The 16903-nt window shown below is 41.9% G+C and carries 16 protein-coding genes; 3 read left to right on the top strand and 13 right to left on the bottom strand.

Translation table 11 applies throughout. The annotated features are described in order from the left end of the window. Positions 1 to 180 precede the first annotated feature (180 nt). Complete coding sequence (locus B7E06_RS03200) at positions 181 to 2319, bottom strand: heterodisulfide reductase-related iron-sulfur binding cluster (protein ID WP_082232633.1); 2139 nt, start codon at positions 2317 to 2319, stop codon at positions 181 to 183. Positions 2320 to 2488: 169 nt separating this feature from the next. On the opposite strand from B7E06_RS03200, the gene cls reads away from it, so the two are divergent. Beyond that, positions 2489 to 3667 carry a cardiolipin synthase gene (gene cls / locus B7E06_RS03195; protein WP_082232632.1) on the top strand — a complete coding sequence of 393 codons (1179 nt, stop codon included), beginning with the start codon at positions 2489 to 2491 and terminating at the stop codon, positions 3665 to 3667. Here the strand turns inward: cls and B7E06_RS03190 are convergent. From B7E06_RS03190 to speE, 6 genes are all read right to left on the bottom strand, one after another. Next, positions 3664 to 3843, bottom strand: a complete 180-nt coding sequence (locus B7E06_RS03190; RefSeq protein ID WP_082232631.1) for a XapX domain-containing protein — start codon at positions 3841 to 3843, stop codon at positions 3664 to 3666. The genes cls and B7E06_RS03190 overlap by 4 nt on opposite strands. Positions 3844 to 3946: 103 nt before the next feature. Beyond that, positions 3947 to 5614: an arginine--tRNA ligase gene (argS, locus tag B7E06_RS03185; RefSeq protein ID WP_082232630.1), complete on the bottom strand. Its 1668-nt coding sequence runs from the start codon at positions 5612 to 5614 to the stop codon at positions 3947 to 3949. Further along, positions 5611 to 6042: a YwiB family protein gene (locus B7E06_RS03180; RefSeq protein WP_082232629.1), complete on the bottom strand. Its 432-nt coding sequence runs from the start codon at positions 6040 to 6042 to the stop codon at positions 5611 to 5613. Before B7E06_RS03180 ends, argS begins: the two co-directional genes overlap by 4 nt. Before the next feature lie 66 nt (positions 6043 to 6108). Further along, complete coding sequence (locus B7E06_RS03175; RefSeq protein ID WP_082232628.1) at positions 6109 to 6624, bottom strand: hypothetical protein; 516 nt, start codon at positions 6622 to 6624, stop codon at positions 6109 to 6111. Between the two features lie 125 nt (positions 6625 to 6749). Next, positions 6750 to 7628, bottom strand: a complete 879-nt coding sequence (speB, locus tag B7E06_RS03170; protein ID WP_082232627.1) for an agmatinase — start codon at positions 7626 to 7628, stop codon at positions 6750 to 6752. A gap of 12 nt (positions 7629 to 7640) precedes the next feature. Beyond that, positions 7641 to 8468 carry a polyamine aminopropyltransferase gene (gene speE, locus B7E06_RS03165; protein WP_082232626.1) on the bottom strand — a complete coding sequence of 276 codons (828 nt, stop codon included), beginning with the start codon at positions 8466 to 8468 and terminating at the stop codon, positions 7641 to 7643. A gap of 129 nt (positions 8469 to 8597) precedes the next feature. On the opposite strand from speE, the gene B7E06_RS03160 reads away from it, so the two are divergent. Further along, positions 8598 to 10652 carry a transglycosylase domain-containing protein gene (locus B7E06_RS03160; RefSeq protein ID WP_082232625.1) on the top strand — a complete coding sequence of 685 codons (2055 nt, stop codon included), beginning with the start codon at positions 8598 to 8600 and terminating at the stop codon, positions 10650 to 10652. A gap of 171 nt (positions 10653 to 10823) precedes the next feature. Here the strand turns inward: B7E06_RS03160 and B7E06_RS03155 are convergent, their stop codons facing one another. Further along, complete coding sequence (locus tag B7E06_RS03155; protein ID WP_082232624.1) at positions 10824 to 11159, bottom strand: YolD-like family protein; 336 nt, start codon at positions 11157 to 11159, stop codon at positions 10824 to 10826. A gap of 371 nt (positions 11160 to 11530) precedes the next feature. Beyond that, positions 11531 to 12070 carry a YwhD family protein gene (locus B7E06_RS03150; protein ID WP_082235887.1) on the bottom strand — a complete coding sequence of 180 codons (540 nt, stop codon included), beginning with the start codon at positions 12068 to 12070 and terminating at the stop codon, positions 11531 to 11533. 185 nt (positions 12071 to 12255) lie between these two features. Between B7E06_RS03150 and B7E06_RS03145 the strand changes: the two genes are divergently transcribed. Then, positions 12256 to 12438, top strand: a complete 183-nt coding sequence (locus B7E06_RS03145) for a 2-hydroxymuconate tautomerase (protein WP_082232623.1) — start codon at positions 12256 to 12258, stop codon at positions 12436 to 12438. Between the two features lie 41 nt (positions 12439 to 12479). Here B7E06_RS03145 and B7E06_RS03140 read toward each other — a convergent pair whose 3' ends face one another. The 4 genes from B7E06_RS03140 to B7E06_RS03125 form a co-directional block, all read right to left on the bottom strand. After that, positions 12480 to 12824 carry a VOC family protein gene (locus B7E06_RS03140; protein ID WP_082232622.1) on the bottom strand — a complete coding sequence of 115 codons (345 nt, stop codon included), beginning with the start codon at positions 12822 to 12824 and terminating at the stop codon, positions 12480 to 12482. A 13-nt stretch (positions 12825 to 12837) separates the two neighbouring features. Next, positions 12838 to 14850, bottom strand: a complete 2013-nt coding sequence (locus B7E06_RS03135; protein ID WP_082232621.1) for an ABC transporter permease subunit — start codon at positions 14848 to 14850, stop codon at positions 12838 to 12840. 66 nt (positions 14851 to 14916) lie between these two features. Continuing rightward, entirely contained in the window at positions 14917 to 15417 is a 501-nt protein-coding gene (locus B7E06_RS03130; RefSeq protein ID WP_082235886.1) for a YwgA family protein, read from the bottom strand. Beyond that, positions 15417 to 16727, bottom strand: coding sequence for an HD domain-containing protein (locus B7E06_RS03125; protein WP_082232620.1), 1311 nt, complete (start codon positions 16725 to 16727; stop codon positions 15417 to 15419). The genes B7E06_RS03130 and B7E06_RS03125 overlap by 1 nt, the downstream gene beginning before the upstream one ends. Positions 16728 to 16903 lie beyond the last annotated feature (176 nt).

Here is a 16903-nt window from a genome sequence, read left to right as displayed (position 1 = left end):
CTTTCCACTGGTATTTTAGATTTTGGTCGATTTTTGCAGATTCACCGCCAAATTCAGGTTTTCGCGGCAAACTCTTTAAAAATCGCGGTCATTATAAGATTTTAGCGGCTATTCTTCTAAAATCGCAGCGAAGTCAAGGTACTCGCGGGTAAATCATTAAAGACAGGTTTTAATAAGTTCTTAGGCTGATGTCTTCTCTTCCTCTTTAGCAGGAAATATGGATTTAGCCAGGATTTCAGCGATATCCATTGTGCTTACTTTATCTTCTACTTCTTTTGCTTTTGTTCCATCGGAAAGCATTGTCAGGCAGAATGGGCAGCCGCTTGAGATCATGGTCGGTTCCACTTCTAGAGCCTGTTCTGTTCTTGCTACGTTTACGCGGTTTCCTGATTTTTCTTCCATCCACATCATACCGCCGCCGGCTCCACAACACATTCCGTTGGAGCGGTTGCGTTTCATTTCTACGACTTTGACTCCAGGAATCATTTCAAGGACTTCACGCGGCGGCTGATAAACTTCGTTATATCGGCCGAGGTAGCAGCTGTCATGGTATGTGATCGTTTCATTCACTTCTGCCTCAGGCTTAAGTCTGCCTTCCTTCAACCACATGGATAGCATTTCGGTATGGTGATAAACCTCTGCTTCAAACCCTAAATCCGGGTACTCATTTTTAAAAATGTTATAGGCATGTGGATCAATCGTAATAATTTTCTTCACGTCATTCTTGTTAAATTCTTTAATATTCTTTTCTGCAAGCTCCTGGAAAAGAAATTCATTTCCCATCCGGCGTGCGGTATCGCCAGAATTTTGTTCTTTGTTTCCAAGAATTGCAAACTTTATACCGGCTGCGTTCATCAATTTAGCAAAAGCCATTGCGATTTTCTGGCTGCGATTATCATAAGACCCCATAGAGCTCACCCAGAACAGATATTCGAAGTCTTCCCCTGATTTTTTCAGTTCTTTCACTGTTGGGATATGGACATCCTCTTCGGCATCCCGCCAGTTTTCCCGATCTTTTTTAGAAAGGCCCCAAGGGTTTCCTTGACGTTCGATATTCATAATCGCGCGCTGGCCGTCTGCATCCATCTTTCCTTCTGTTAATACGAGGTAGCGGCGCAGATCAATGATTTTATCCACGTGTTCGTTCATTACTGGACAGGCGTCTTCACAGTTTCGGCAAGTTGTACACGCCCATAGTTCTTCTTCTGTGATCACGTCTCCGATTAAATTCTTATTGTTCACTTCCTCAAGAGCAGCGGCAGCTTCTCCCTCTCCTTGTGCACGAGTCATTTGGGCAAGCGTATTACCTTCTGTGTTTGAAAAAGCATAGGCCGGAACCCAGGGAGCTTTTCCAGTTACGGCAGCTCCTTTTTCCGTCAAATGATCTCTCAGCTTAATGATTAGATCCATAGGTGACAGCATTTTACCGGAGCCTGATGCCGGGCATACATTCGTGCAGCGGCCGCATTCTACACAAGCATAAAAATCAATCATCTGTAATTGATTGAAGTCTTCAATTTTTCCAACACCGAAGGAAACATCCTCTTCATCAGCTTCTTCATCAATTTCAAAATCAATCGTTTTCAGCTTCCCAGGAGGATCCTGACGGCTTAAAAATGTATTGACTGGTGCAGCAATCAAGTGTGCATGCTTTGACTGCGGTACATAAATCAGGAATGTTAACAGGATCAGCAGGTGAATCCACCACATAATGAAAAATACAGTAGCAGCAGCAACCGGTGGAAGCCAAGCGAAAGCGTTTGCAATAACGGACGCAATTGGTTCGGTCCAGGCACCTTCATGACCATGCCAAATCATACCCATTCCATTACCGATTAGAACAGTTGCCATTAATCCACCGATAAACAATAAAACAAGACCAGACTTAAATCCTCTTTTTAAGCGAACAAGCTTTTCAACATAACGTCGGTGAAAAGCCCACACAACTGCAACGATAATCATAAAAGTGACTAGTTCCTGAAAGAACGTAAATCCAGGATAGAAAAATCCAAGCGGCAAGTGTGAATCAGGAGCAAGTCCTTTCCAAATAAAGTCGATGGCTCCAAATTGCACGAGAATAAAACCGTAGAAAAACATGACATGGATAATGCCGGATTTCTTGTCCTTCAAAAGCTTCTTCTGGCCAAACACATTGACCCATACGCGTTTCAGACGATCTTTAATCTCCCCGTCAAATTCAAACTTCCGGCCCATTTTAATGTAGGCGATTCGTGTACGCACGACGCTTACGAATAAGTATAATCCGTAAATGGTGACCGCAAGGAATAAAATCCAGTTGGCGATTAATAACGGACTCATCTGCTCTCCCCCTCTGATGTTCATTGTCGAACTAATATTCTGAATACTATAGCTTTATAATAAGTTATGAATGAGCATTCAGTCAACTAGTTTCCGAAATTTTTCATATGCCTAATCCGCTTTTTTTTGGGCAAACTAACTTTATCCGCTTTATAAGGAGGAAACACGCATGATTTTTACTCTTATCCTTATTTTCATTGCCGTTATCATCTTATTAATTATTTTAGATTTTAAGCTGGGGCGAAAAGATCATTTATCCAAACAGCGAGCTTTTAGTTTTGAGAAAACACCCGGAGATTATATTTTCTATATAAACGGCGCACCCTTCTATGAAGCGCTGATTCAGGATATCCATGATGCCAAAGAATACGTTGATGTCCTCTTTTTTATCGTTTCAGCTGATGAAACCGGGCTTCAATTTCTGGATATATTAAAAAGAAAAGCAAGAGAAGGTATCCGTGTCCGGTTATTTGTCGATCGGATCGGGAGTTTAAAAATCACCAAAAAAATACGCCAGGAGCTTAGGGAAGCCGGCGTACAATTTAAATTTGCGGAAGTCCCCCGCTTTCCTTATTTCTTTTATAAACTAAATCGAAGAAATCATCGGAAGATTACTGTCATTGATCATAAAATCGCCTACACCGGCAGCTACAATATAGGAAATGTATATTTGGGAGGCAATGCTGATTTTTATGACTGGCGTGATTATCACTTTCGAGTGACTGGCCCTGTCGTAGCTAACTTGCAGAAAATTTTCTCAGATGATTGGGGAGATACTGATACGAATGAAAAAGTGCCGCAGACAAAGGCTCCTCACGATTTAAAAATTACTGCAACAGACGGGAATCAGCTGGAACGACAGCTGATAGAAATGATAACAATGGCTGAAAAAGAAATTTTAATTGGAACGCCTTATTTCATCCCTACGAAAAAAGTCATGGATGCTTTAACATCCGCCATTGCCCGTGGTGTTCACCTGCACGCGATGATCCCGCTTAAACCTGACCACCCGCTCGTACGCGAAGCCGGCCTGCCTTTTTTGTATAAATTATTCCGACTTGGAGCGACTGTCAGTTTATTTGACGCCGGCTTTTACCATGCAAAAATAATCGTTATCGACAACACGTTTGCGGATGTCGGTACAGCAAACTTTGATCAGCGCAGTATGTTTTTGAACAAAGAAGTAAATGTCTATTTCTATGATCCTGCTTTTATCACAGAGCTTCGTAACGCCTTTATGATCGATGCGGATGATTCCCTGACTATGGATGAACAGTGGATAAGAAAAAGAGCATTTACTATCCGTCTCAAAGAGCAGATCGCAAAGCCCTTTCTCCCCCTTCTTTAACGGAATACAGAGGCAAGCATAGGTCCAATCCACAGAAAAAATTTAAAACCTAAATAGATCCCCACAATCCCGGCTATCCCTGCAAAAGCAGGAGGTGCCGGAATGGGTAATTTTATAGCCGCAAAAAGGAAACCGACAATGAATCCTGCCAGTAACGCTAGTATAATTTCTTTCATTGATTTTTCCTCCTTATCAACCTGGTAAGAGATTTTACTTTCGATCCTCTCACCACAAAAAAGCCGTTCCACACATTATTATGCTGAAACGGCTTCTTTTTAATTACATTTGCTCAGGTGCAGCAACACCAATTAATGTTAATGCATTTTGTATAGTGGTGCGTACAGCTTTCATTAGGGCAATTCGAGCTGACGTACGTTCCGGGTGCTCCCCATCCAGAACTTTTTCTGCATTGTAAAAGCTGTGCAGATTAGAAGCAAGATCGAAGGTGTACTGTGTAACACGATGCGGTGTACGCTTCTCGGCTGCATCTGCCACGACCTGAGGAAATTCACCCAGTTTCTTCAGAAGGTCTTCTTCTTTTTCTGAAGAAAGATGACTGCCATCAAATTCGCCTGCTGCCAATCCTTTATCAATAGCCTGACTGAGCATTGTGCAAATGCGGGCATGTGCATACTGAACGTAATATACAGGGTTTTCATTCGATTGAGAGCGGGCAAGGTCCATATCAAAATCGAGATGGGAATCAGCTGAACGCATAGAGAAGAAATACCGCATAGCATCAATTCCTACTTCCTCCATCAGCTCCCGAAGCGTTACGGCTTTTCCGGTACGCTTACTCATCTTCACCTTTTCCCCATCCTGAAACAGATTCACCATCTGGATAATTTCCACTTCAAGCGTATCCGCACTATAGCCTAAGGCTTGAATCGCAGCTCTCATTCGAGGGATATAGCCGTGGTGGTCGGCTCCCCAAATATTAATAAGCGTATCAAATCCGCGATCAAGCTTATTTTTGTGATAAGCAATATCAGGCGTTAAGTACGTGTACGATCCATCATTTTTAATCAATACACGGTCTTTGTCATCACCAAACTGGGTCGTTTCAAACCATGTAGCGTCATCTTTTTCATATACATAGTTCTTTTCTTTCAGCACCTGAAGGGCATCTTTTATCTGTGTGCCTTTATAAAGCGATGTCTCAGAAAACCATTCATCAAACGGCACCCGGAATTCTTCCAGGTCATGCTTAATCCGATCCAGTAAAAATTTCAAGCCATAGGACCGTAAGAATTCTATGCGCTCTTCTTCCTGTACATCGACCCATTTGTCTCCATCTTCATCTACCAGCTTTTGGCCAAGATTAATAATGTCCTGACCGTGATAGGCATCCTCAGGCATCTCCCATTCTTTGCCGAGTGCCTGCATATAGCGGGCCTGAACGGAAAGCGCCAGATTATTCATCTGGTTGCCGGCATCGTTAATGTAATATTCGCGAGAGACATTATAGCCGGCAGCCTCAAGTACATTACAAAGAGAATCGCCGACAGCTGCTCCGCGGGCGTGACCTAAGTGAAGCGTACCTGTCGGGTTGGCAGAAACAAATTCCACCTGGATCTTATGGCCTTTTCCTGTATCTGTACGGCCATAATTTTGACCGGCTTCAATAATCGCAGGAACAAGGTCTGTTAAGTACTGATTGTTCATTTTAAAATTAATAAAACCTGGTCCTGCAATTTCGATATCTTTGATTGAAGCCTTTGAGCGGTCAAAGGCTTCCACAAGTTCTGTGGCAATCTGACGCGGGTTTTTCTTCGCTATTCGTGCCAGCTGCATAGCCATATTCGTCGCATAGTCACCGTGAGATTTATCTTTTGGCTGCTCCAGGACCACATGAGGCATTTCTTCGTCTGTAGCTAATCCGGCCTGCTTCACAGCCTGTACAATTTCTTCCTTCAGCTTCTGCTCTGTCTGCTCGACAATATTCATTCACTTTCCTCCTCAAATAGTAACGTCAGCCGATGACGCTGGGTAACCTCGTGGTTCAGCGTCATTTGATAGCTGATAAACAGTCGTCCCTGCTTGGCTTCAGCCAATGGCCGGTATTCAATCTGATCTGTAAATGTCTTCATATGAAAATCACCATACGTATGGTGATACAAATTCTCTGTCTCCAGCTGTTTTTGAAACACCTGGCGCATATCAACTCCGCCCGTTCGTTTAATACTGACATGACCGGGCTTTACGGTTACCATTGTTTGAATCGGCTCTCCTTCTTCTGGATGTTCGGTAAACTTAAGAACCTCCGTTTCTCCTCGAGAGAAGTATTGTCCAGGTTCAGACATCGCCATTTCTTCTTTACGGCCCGAGTCCCGAATTTCCGTAACAAGCTTGACCCGTATATTCTTACCACTCATTTTATCTCACCTCACGTACATCCTTAACCTTTTTATTATAAAAACTTGACACTAAAAACTCAAGGTTTATTCCAATAAGCTTGACACATATCGTTCGACTGTGTCTAATTCTGTAACATAATCAGGAATAGAAAAAGCCACATATGCCAAAATCACAGCCGCACTCAGGCCGACAAACCACTTATACGGAACCACCTCTTTAAAGGGACGATATTCCTTGAAAATGGAAAACAAAATCAGCGGAAAAAACAAAGAAAGTACAAGCAGATCCTGCTTCCAATGGGCCTGAACATTACTTACCGCTATTTGAAACAAGAGCGCGTTCGACATGTTCTCGTTAAAATTAACGGTCGTCTGTTTCGATTCAGTGATTCCCTGCTTGATAATAAGTTCCGGCTGGTTCAGCTCATAACTGTACCCCGAAGGATTCCAGTTATAATTAAACGTTAATACGAGCAGTATAGCCATAATCATGGCATAACCTGCCGTAAACGCGATAATTTTATTATTCATTACAGCATTTACTCCTTTAGTTATCTGTTTCACCGTTGCAGCGAAGTTTGTATGTGTAGCCGCCAGCAATTACTGGCTGCCTCCTTATCCCCCTAAATAGAAGTCAAATTCACCGGCAAATATACTTACAGCCATAGTTAAACGCTATAAAAAGAATCCGCTGCTCTTTTTCAGCAACGGATTCATTCTATCATTTATTTCACAAACCCTAAAAGCATTTCACGTACAAATTTGCTGGCGGCTATTGCTGTCTGTTCTGTAGGATCATATGGAGGGGCTACCTCCACAAGGTCACAACCAACTACTTTTACATCCGAGCGCGCAATTTCATGAATGGCGTGAAGCAGTTCCTTGGATGAAATCCCACCTGCTTCTGCTGTACCTGTACCTGGCGCATAAGCAGGGTCAAGTACGTCAATATCGATTGTCACATAAACCTTTTCACCGGCCAGATCTGGAAGAACTTTTTTCAAAGGTTCAAGTACTTCATAACGGTACATGTGCATGCCGCTTTCCTGTGCATACTGAAATTCTTCACGCATACCTGAACGAATCCCAAACGAATATACATTCTCAGGGCCAATCAGCTCACATGCCTTTCGGATTGGAGTCGAGTGAGAAAGAACCTCCCCCTCGTACTCCTCTCTTAAGTCAGCATGTGCATCTATATGGATAATTTTTAAGTCGGGGACTTTTTCATAAAACGTTTTAATGACGGGCCAGCTGACAAGGTGTTCCCCGCCAAGTCCGATTGGAAACTTCCCTTTTCCAAGAAGATCACTCATGAACTCTTCAATTATGCCAAGGCTCTTCTCCGCATTTCCAAAAGGAAACATAAGGTCTCCAGCATCGTGGTAAGCCACTTCTTCCAGATGCTTATCTAAATAAGGACTGTACTCTTCCAAGCCTATGGAAGCTTCGCGGATACGATTGGGACCGAAACGCGAGCCCGGGCGGAAGCTGACTGTATAATCCATTGGCATTCCATAAATTACGGCCTGGGCGTCATTCTCGGACGCTCGGCTCATTATAAAAACCTTCCCTGAATAGGACTCATCAAAATAATGGGGCATGCAGGATCCTCCTTACTTCGTTAAATCTTTTACAAATTTAGGAAGCGCAAACGCCGCCTTGTGGAGCTCGCTTGTATAGTACTTCGTATCAATATCGGTAAAACGTTCAGCTGGAACTTGTTTAGGGTCATAGATTTTACTTCCCATTGTAAACGTCCATAGACCGCTAGGGTATGTCGGAATATTGGCCGTATAAATATTAGTGATCGGAAATGTCTCCTTAATATCGCTGAACGCCTGTTTAATTAGATCTGCTTTAAACCATGGATTGTCCGTCTGAGCAACAAAAATGCCGTCCTCCTTTAAGGCCTTGGCAATCCCTTCGTAAAAGCCTTTAGTAAAGAGATTAACAGCAGGGCCTACCGGTTCAGTGGAATCGACCATAATCACATCGTATTCCCTCTCGCTTTTGGCAATGTGCATAAACCCGTCATCCACCTGTACATCAACACGCGGGTCCTCAAGGGTGCCTGCAATTGAAGGCAGATACTGCTTGGAATATTCAATAACTTTCCCATCAATTTCTACAAGCACTGCTTTTTCTACACTCTCGTGCTTTAACACTTCACGGATAACACCGCCGTCTCCTCCACCAACTACAAGTACCTTTTTCGGACTCGGATGAGTAAATAAAGGCACATGTGCGATCATTTCATGATATACAAATTCGTCTTTCTCTGTTGTCATAACCATATCATCGAGAACGAGCATATTGCCCCATTCCTCTGTTTCAAGCAACTCTAAGTCCTGAAAGTCTGTTTTCTCTTTATGCAAAGACCGATTTACCTTCGCTGTAATTCCGAAGTTTTCGGTTTGTTTTTCTGTAAACCATGTAGCCATCTGCTGACTCTCCTTTCACATTTCGCCAAACAAATTATAGTGGAATTTTTTTAAAAAGCAAGCACATGTTTATTTTACTTGTGATTTCCACATAATAATAGCAATTATAACAGTCAGGAGAATAGGATAATGCTATTATTTATTCGTTTAACTTGGAAATGGGTGCGCCGCAGTTTTAAAACGGCGTTTGCTCTATCTGTAATCGGCGCGATTGGTGTGCTGGCTGTGCTTATCTATGCCATAATGCTCGGACCTCCGTCACTGAACAATATGCCGGACACTGTGTTTTATAAGGCGGACGGTAAAGTAATGGAAGATGCCCGGGCTCGTGAGAACCGCGAGTGGATCAGCCTTGAAGAGATGAATGAAGAGCTGGTCGACGCTACACTGGCGATTGAAGACCACCGATTTTATAATCACTTCGGTTTTGATCTTAAAAGGATTGCTTCCGCCGTCTTAACCGATATTAAATCAATGAGCATGGTAGAAGGAGCCAGTACAATCACCCAGCAGTATGCACGAAATCTTTACTTAACACATGAGAAAACATGGACCCGTAAAGTTAAAGAAGCAATGTATGCTGTCCGTCTCGAGCTTTTCTATGAAAAAGACGAAATACTGGAAGGCTACCTGAACACGATCTATTACGGTCATGGAGCTTACGGTATTGAGTCGGCCAGCCGCTATTATTTTAATAAGAGTGCCAAGAACCTGACACTTGCTGAAGCGACAATGCTTGCCGGTATTCCTAAGGGACCAACCTACTATTCGCCGCTTGCCAACAAAGAGAATGCAGAAACACGGCAGGAGCGGATTTTAACAAGAATGGGAGATCTTGAATACATTACGAGTGATGAAAAACAGGAAGCAGTAACTGCATCCCTTAATTACTATGCCCACACAGAAGATGAGAAATCAATCGCTCCTTACTTCCAGGAAGAAGTAATGCGAGAGGCAGCTCGTCTGCTCGACCTGAAACAAGAAGAAGTCGAGTCAGGAGGCTTTCATATATACACAACATTAGTGGAAGATCATCAGGAGCTATTAGAAAAATCGGTGGCAGAGGAAATGAAGCAAAACGATGAAATTCAGACAGCCGCCGTCGTGATGGACAACTCCACCGGTGCCGTAACTGCAATGGTTGGAGGAAGGGATTATAAAGAGGGTACTTATAATCGAGCCACACACTCTAAACGAATGGTGGGTTCCACAATTAAACCTTTTTTATACTATGAAGCTTTAGAAAACGGCTATACTCCCCTTACAATGCAGGAAAGCAAGCCAACTACTTTTAAACTCGACAATGGGGATGTATATTCGCCCAGCAATTTCAATAACTACTATGCTGATGACGAAATAACAATGGCACAGGCTCTCGCTTTATCAGATAACATCTATGCCGTAAAAACGAACGTTGATCTTGGACCTGACAAGCTGGTTAAAACACTCCAGGATTTCGGATTGAAAGGAGACGTGCCCGAGGTTCCTTCTCTTGCTTTAGGGACAGCCTCTATACCTCTTTATGACATGGTAGCTGGCTACGCAAAGCTCGTAAATGGATCTTCAAGTGTCCAAAAACATACCATCTCGAAAATCACTGATCAGCAGGATAACGTCTTATACGAATATGAAGCCAAGAAAAAAGGAAAAAAAATCGATAAGGATACTGCATTTTCCGTAACACATATGATGACGGGGATGTTCGATCCGTCTTTGAATGGGTATATGAGTGTAACCGGTGCCACAATCGCTGATCAGCTGACTAGAACGTACGGCGGTAAATCAGGAACTACAGATACAGACAGCTGGATGATCGGCTTCAGCCCGGATTACGTGATGGGCGTATGGAGCGGTTATGACGATAACAGAGAAATGACGAAGACACGTGACCACCAGTATTCAAAGGAAATATGGGCGAAGTCCATTGAAGGAATACACAAGGATCTCCCGGCCGCAACATTCACTCCGCCTTCTAAAAAATTAAAAGGCGTTTACATCAACCCAGAATCCGGAAAACTATCCAGTCCGGCCTGTCCTGAAGAACGACTCGTTTATTTAAAAGAAAAGGACATTCCTAAAGAGACATGTGAAGGTAAAGAAATCGAAGACTCTGATATTAGAGAAATCGAAAAAGAACTCCAGAACGATCCTTGGTACAAAAACGTTATAGATTGGCTGTCGTAATAGCAACTTAAAAAAAGACAGAGAAAACGACCGGCTTTTGCCGGTCGTTTTCTCTGTCCTAGCATACATGTATAACCCATGTGTTCCTTAATAGTATTATTCGAGCTGGTTTCTAGTCAAGATAACAATTCTAGAAAGTTCGTGAACATTTTGTGAACATCTTGTGAACCGTTACACAATTTTAATATCAGAGACGACTTCCAAAGGGAAAGTACGCGTTTCCTGAGTGTCAACCAATACTGTTTCCACTGTACGTTCCTGTTTATTTACACGTGTAACTCTCAATGGCCATACGTCATAGCCAAATCCATTATGAACCCGCAGTTCCACCGTCAGATCATCATGGAGAGCACGCTGAAGAAGGAAATCAATTTCGGCTGCTTTTTGTTCGTCAAGGAGCCCCTTCTCCACCCGTTCATCTTCTTTCCATATCTTTTTAATCATTTCAACATGCTCTGGAAGCATAAGCGATGTCCATTTAATAGAACCTCTGTCACGGCTTTGCATAGATAACCCTCCGTTCGCGAACGTTTGTTCTTATTATAGCACGCACGTTCGCTTTTTACATGAGTTATTTAATGGAAATTTAGGAAGACGATTTTAGAGAGATTCCGTTCCGTTTGCCTGAATATTGAGAATCGGGCCTGGGTGAGATCCGCGAGTGCAGCGAGCTAGCTCACCGGCTCCCCGCGGAAAGCGAGTCATTTCCCAGCCGCTTTTCTCCAAACGTGATAAACGGAACCGTCTTTTCCCAGTCCAGGATGAAAAAACGTCCTCAATAGATAGGGCCTTAGTGATATCCGCTGATAGACAGGATTGTTTTTGTAGGTATTTCCAAAAAGAAAAACGCCTCTTTTGGAAAAGAGGCGTTTGTTTTATTAACCATCGAGACTGTCTTTAAGAGACTGATCGGTGTTTTCCCATAATTCAGGTTTGAACTCTTTTAAATAATCGCCGAGAATCTTTTTAGATTTCTCATCCATATGATCGACTACAAATTTTCCTTTTAATGATTTATCCATATGGTTCACATGCTCTGGAAGCAGCTTATAGCCACGACGTATTTCACGGTCTACAACGAGTTCACTTCCTGCTACTCCGTAATAAGAAGGCTTGCCGTCTCGGTAGTCAACCGTTACCCAGGCGATCCAATACAGCTTTCCATTAGGTACTTCAGAGCGGTCGGTTAAAAAGCGGATTCTCTTTTCAACTGCACTTCTTGCATGCAGGGCGCCCATATCTACATAAGCTTTTTCTTCATTAGGATCTACGATAACGGGAGTCATATTTTCTAAACTGATTGACCCCACACCGTATCCCCCGTGACCATCGGTAGAGTCATCTTTTATAATTGTAAACTGATTTTTCTTTTTATCCTGTTTCTCATCACTTTTTTTAAACTGTTCAAATTCTTTCATCTCGATTAAATCCTCCTTCATGAAGCTGCTCCCCTTATTTTAACATAGGAAAAGTTCTCTTTTCATAACAACGATTCTTCTCAGATTCAAAATTTTTTTGCGAAAAAAGCAGGAATTTGATGAAAAGGATCGAACCTTATTAAATACACAGAGATTTATTTATAGGTATTAAAGGGGAGAACGTCATGCCGATTATTACGGTACAGCTGCTCGAAGGGCGCACCGACGAACAAAAGAAAGCGTTAGTCGAACGCGTGACAGACGCAGTAACAGAGACAACGGGTGCCCGTCAGGAAGCGGTAACAGTAGTTATTGAAGAAATGAAAAAACAAAACTACGGTGTTGCCGGAAAACGCCTCATTGATTAAGTCTTGAGCTCTTAAGCGATTATGCTTAAGAGCTCTTTTCATTAGCCCTGAACAAAGCCAAGTTCATTTCCATCTGGATCACAGATCGTAAATTTTCTGCTTCCATAGGGGGTATCCATCAACTGTTCAACTATTTCCACTTTTCCTTTCAACTGCTCCCATAATCCGTCAACATCCTTGATGTAAAAGTTGAACCGTCCAGTCGTCGAAGCGCCACCTTCCATTAAGGCAAAAATGGCCCCTCCGTCACTTTCGAAATGCGCATAATTCGGGTTCTCCGGAGGCCAGACAGCTTCCACTTTGAATCCAAGATATTCTTCATACCATTTAACAGCCTGTGTTAAATTCCCCACATTTATTCGGACATGTTCGAGCCTTGTTTTCATGAATGTATCCTCCTTAATCAAACGTTTGTTTAATTCTTTTTTTTGCAGCTTCACTAATAAAAACAAACTTCTCCGCTTTCGTTATGTCATACACTTGAGAACTGCTTTCGTGAAGGTTCTTTTTTTGAAACGAAATTCTTTCTTTCTTTTGTTTAACTGGTACTCCGGCCCTTCTAAGCTGAACTTCTTTAATTCCCTGGATGATCCCCTGCATAGAAATAATTAATATCATGAATGCAGCCAAAGGCGGAATAATGTACCACCAGTGACCGGTCATTAAGGCCTCTCTAGAACCACCGATCAAGCCGGACCATTCATACGTCGTGGATTGAGGCGGATCAGGCCTTAGTGGATCAAAAGATAACTTCGTACCTCCAAAATAAATTTCGAAGACCCCAAGATGAATGAAAATAAGCAATGTCTGGATAAACTGCTGTCCAAAGATAATGACGATCCTCGCCTTCAAATGCGGCAGCAAATGACGCCAAATTAAGTGGACAGAGCTTCCTCCTAAAACCTTAGTACTTAGCACAAATTCTTCTCTCATCATCAGCTTCATTTCGTTTCTAAATAAAATGACGAGCAGAGGAACTGCCAATACAGTTAAAATCAGCCCCTGATAAACAATTCGCTCTGTTTCTGTTGTGGTAAAACCGTCAACTGGCATCATAAGCACAGGAAGCAACAATAAATAGGCTATTGCCGTTATTGGAAGGAAATGTATGCCGTCGACCACTTTACTGATTACACGCTGCCATCCCTCCGGAAGAAAAAAGGTGTACGGAATCGACAGAATGAAACCTAAAGCAACTCTTAAAAATGCAATCACCAGCGCAAACAGCACGGTGTATTTTGCCCCTGTGAGAAGCTGATCAAAAATACTAAACCCAAGAATATCCGTGCCCAGAAAAACGTACTCAGGAGAATGAGGAGCAGCACTCACAAGCTTCCCTTCATCGTTTTCGATATGATAAATCTTATCAACAAGAGGATCAGCGGTTAATGTGTAAATAAGGCTTGTCATTGTAATTAAAAAGATAACAGAGAAGCCCGCCAGGAATTTAGGATTTTTGAAGAGCACCACTGTTCCCTGGACAATCTGTTTCCACCAGTCATTATGTCTGGTTCGCTTTTGAAAGCGGCCTATAAAAGAGTTCATCTTAAGATCGGTTTCTTCTGTTATCTTTTGTTCTTTGAAAATAAAGAGTTCTACTCCCTGGTAGATAATAAAAAATGGGGTGAATAACATTAATAGAATAACCATCGTAACTATCGGTCGAAAGTCTGAAACCAACGCGTTAGTAATTGCATTTATATTAAATATGTATTCTATAATCATAAGGCTTGATAGTGAGCTCCAGATTACGACTTTGGATTGATAAAAAGTGCTCTTAAGAATATTTCGCAGCACATGCCGCATTAAAATAAACGATTTTGTCAAACCTTTGCTTTTCGCTAATGATACATAAGATTTTGCCATTTCCTCTTCCATTTGAAGGAGAAGAATCTTGTAAAGAGTAACAGCAGGTAGTACAGCCAGCGTAATTATAGGAAGTAAGTAAATTTTATCATCACGAAGTGTGAGAAAATCTATTAACAGAATATCTGTTTTTTCGAAAAACCAGACGATAAAGAATTGAAGACAAAATGCCAGCAGCAAATCAGGAAAAGCTTCTAATAAGTCAATGATTCTTTTAAACGGGAATTTTATTCTATCAGGCAGAAATAGAACCCCAAATGCCAGAAGTAAAGCTGTGACTACCGCTATAATCATGGCACCGGCAAAGATCGTCATCGAATAAAGATAAAGCTCCCATAAATACGGAATTAAGGGCTTTGTCTCACGAAGTGTTTGATATACCCACTGCGAGGGATCAGCCATGCTCTCAATGAGCATTCTTCCCTCATGGAAAAAAACTTTCAAATTTAGAAAAGATCCTCCCCTAAACAAAGACGGAGCAAGACTAATAAAAAAGATACCTGCCGCCCCTAATATGTAATACAAAATAAATTTGATTACTTTCATTGGCTGCCCCCTCTCCAAACCAAAAAAAGATACACTAAAAGGTTAGTGTATCTTTCTAACTTTATATTAATGAATACCTCGCAGCTTTTCAATAAATTTCCAGGCTGTTTCAATATCTTCTTCCGTATAATTCTGTTTACTCTTAACGGAAAACACCTTTTCCGCCACTTCATTTTTCGGCAAGTGTTCGAAAAACAGCATGGTCGAAACAAGCTCCAGAAAACGTGAGCTTTCTTTATTCATTGCTTCTATATGTTCATTAAGCGGAGGAAGTGCCGTTTCATAATGTTGCAGGAATTTCCGTCCAGCTTCCATAACTTCATAGCGGTACTGGTAATAATTCTTTTTCTCTTCTTTCGTTTCCTGAATAAAACCCAAATTACACATTTCTTCAATACGAAGCGTTAATTCTTCTGAATAAGGACCATAAAAATGAAATTCATAACGTTCTTCAAAAGGTACTTTACACTTTTTAAGTATGTAAATCATTTTCTGTAATCTTTTCCGTCCGATAATCGGTTCAGAGCTAGAGAAGAACTGCATCAGCTTTGCATGATTCTCCAACATCATTCCCCACTCCCCTGTCCATACAATATTTCCAAAATCCGTTTCTTCGTCTTACTTCGGCTGGACATGGCTGCAAGCATGTCCTCAGGCACATACAGCTTGTGATCTGTCCGCTTTTTACCGGAAATTGATTCGACGATTTCCGATAATCTGGATAACTCTTTTAATTCGTTATTAGGTTTTAGGAGATGGATCGGCAGTCTCTCCTCTTCTTCACCTGGCCGATAGAAATCATACGGCAAATCAGAACTTGAATCAACCACTAAATAATAATCAGGATTTATTCCCGCTTTGTTGAAAAGCTTATAAAGCTCCATCCATTCGGCCATCTGCAGGTTTGGATTGAATTCAATATATTTAAACAGACGGCGGTTGACGAACCGGTCACACAAGTCAGATAGAATCTCATCTTTTTCTTCCATCCACATTTGAAAATAATAAAGCACAATGGACTCATCCAGTGCCAAATATTCCCTAAGCGAAGGGCTTCCTTTAAAGAATGATAGAAAATGGATCGGTTCCAGCTCAAACTCATACCGGTCTTCATACAACTCTTTGGCACGATGAAGAATTTTTGATAAAATCACTTCCGCACTTCGAGTGACGGGATGGAAATAAACCTGCCAGTACATTTGATAACGGCTCATAATGTAATCTTCAACGGCATGCATACCACTTTCTTTTACAACGACCTGATCTCCCATAGGACGCATGACGCGCATAATACGCTCCATATCAAAATGGCCATAGCTGACTCCTGTAAAATACGCATCTCGCTGCAGATAATCCATACGATCGGCATCAATTTGACTGGAAATCAAGCTTACGACCAGCTTATTACTGTAAGTTTTATTAATTACGTCCGCTACATGCTTAGGAAAATTCCTGCTTACTCTGCTCAGCACTTTGTTAACCTTCGTATCCCCAAGTAAAATAGCCTGGGTAAAATCTTCATGATCCAGTTTATATACTTTTTCAAATGAATGAGAGAACGGTCCATGTCCTAAATCATGAAGCAGCGCTGCGGCTAAACAGAGCAGACGTTCTTCCGAATTCCAGTTCGGGCGATCTTCAAAATTTCTAATAATTCGACGCACGATTTCGTAGACGCCTAGAGAGTGATTAAAACGGCTGTGTTCCGCGCCATGGAACGTTAAATAACTCGTCCCCAGCTGTTTAATCCGGCGCAGGCGCTGGAATTCAGGCGTTCCAATTAAATCCCAAATCACCCGGTCCCGTACATGGATGTAACGGTGAACCGGGTCTTTAAACACTTTTTCTTCACTTAATTGTTCATCACGATATGCCATAGTCGACCCTTTCCTTACGACATTTTCCCTTATTATATACTTTATTGGAGGAACATGGTACCTGGGATTGTTTTTCCCTTTTTTGGCCTCAGATACACTTGTTAGCTGCAGGTCTCGTTATTCTTTCTTCCGTTACCTGGTATCCCTTCTTATACTTCTGTTATAATGGTGCTGGT

It is taken from the genome of Halobacillus massiliensis (genome assembly GCF_900166625.1).
GTDB lineage: Bacteria > Bacillota > Bacilli > Bacillales > Halobacillaceae > Halobacillus_A > Halobacillus_A massiliensis.
The sequence above is the reverse complement of the archived record's forward strand: the minus strand, read 5'-3'. Positions and strand labels throughout refer to the sequence as shown.

Bases quoted from the DNA above. Each gene is read 5' to 3' on its own strand.
- B7E06_RS03200 (WP_082232633.1), bottom strand. From the start codon at position 2,319: ATGAGTCCGTTATTAATCGCCAACTGGATTTTATTCCTTGCGGTCACC.
- cls (WP_082232632.1), top strand. From the start codon at position 2,489: ATGATTTTTACTCTTATCCTTATTTTCATTGCCGTTATCATCTTATTA.
- B7E06_RS03190 (WP_082232631.1), bottom strand. From the start codon at position 3,843: ATGAAAGAAATTATACTAGCGTTACTGGCAGGATTCATTGTCGGTTTC.
- argS (WP_082232630.1), bottom strand. From the start codon at position 5,614: ATGAATATTGTCGAGCAGACAGAGCAGAAGCTGAAGGAAGAAATTGTA.
- B7E06_RS03180 (WP_082232629.1), bottom strand. From the start codon at position 6,042: ATGAGTGGTAAGAATATACGGGTCAAGCTTGTTACGGAAATTCGGGAC.
- speB (WP_082232627.1), bottom strand. From the start codon at position 7,628: ATGCCCCATTATTTTGATGAGTCCTATTCAGGGAAGGTTTTTATAATG.
- speE (WP_082232626.1), bottom strand. From the start codon at position 8,468: ATGGCTACATGGTTTACAGAAAAACAAACCGAAAACTTCGGAATTACA.
- B7E06_RS03160 (WP_082232625.1), top strand. From the start codon at position 8,598: ATGCTATTATTTATTCGTTTAACTTGGAAATGGGTGCGCCGCAGTTTT.
- B7E06_RS03155 (WP_082232624.1), bottom strand. From the start codon at position 11,159: ATGCAAAGCCGTGACAGAGGTTCTATTAAATGGACATCGCTTATGCTT.
- B7E06_RS03150 (WP_082235887.1), bottom strand. From the start codon at position 12,070: ATGAAAGAATTTGAACAGTTTAAAAAAAGTGATGAGAAACAGGATAAA.
- B7E06_RS03145 (WP_082232623.1), top strand. From the start codon at position 12,256: ATGCCGATTATTACGGTACAGCTGCTCGAAGGGCGCACCGACGAACAA.
- B7E06_RS03140 (WP_082232622.1), bottom strand. From the start codon at position 12,824: ATGAAAACAAGGCTCGAACATGTCCGAATAAATGTGGGGAATTTAACA.
- B7E06_RS03135 (WP_082232621.1), bottom strand. From the start codon at position 14,850: ATGAAAGTAATCAAATTTATTTTGTATTACATATTAGGGGCGGCAGGT.
- B7E06_RS03130 (WP_082235886.1), bottom strand. From the start codon at position 15,417: ATGTTGGAGAATCATGCAAAGCTGATGCAGTTCTTCTCTAGCTCTGAA.
- B7E06_RS03125 (WP_082232620.1), bottom strand. From the start codon at position 16,727: ATGGCATATCGTGATGAACAATTAAGTGAAGAAAAAGTGTTTAAAGAC.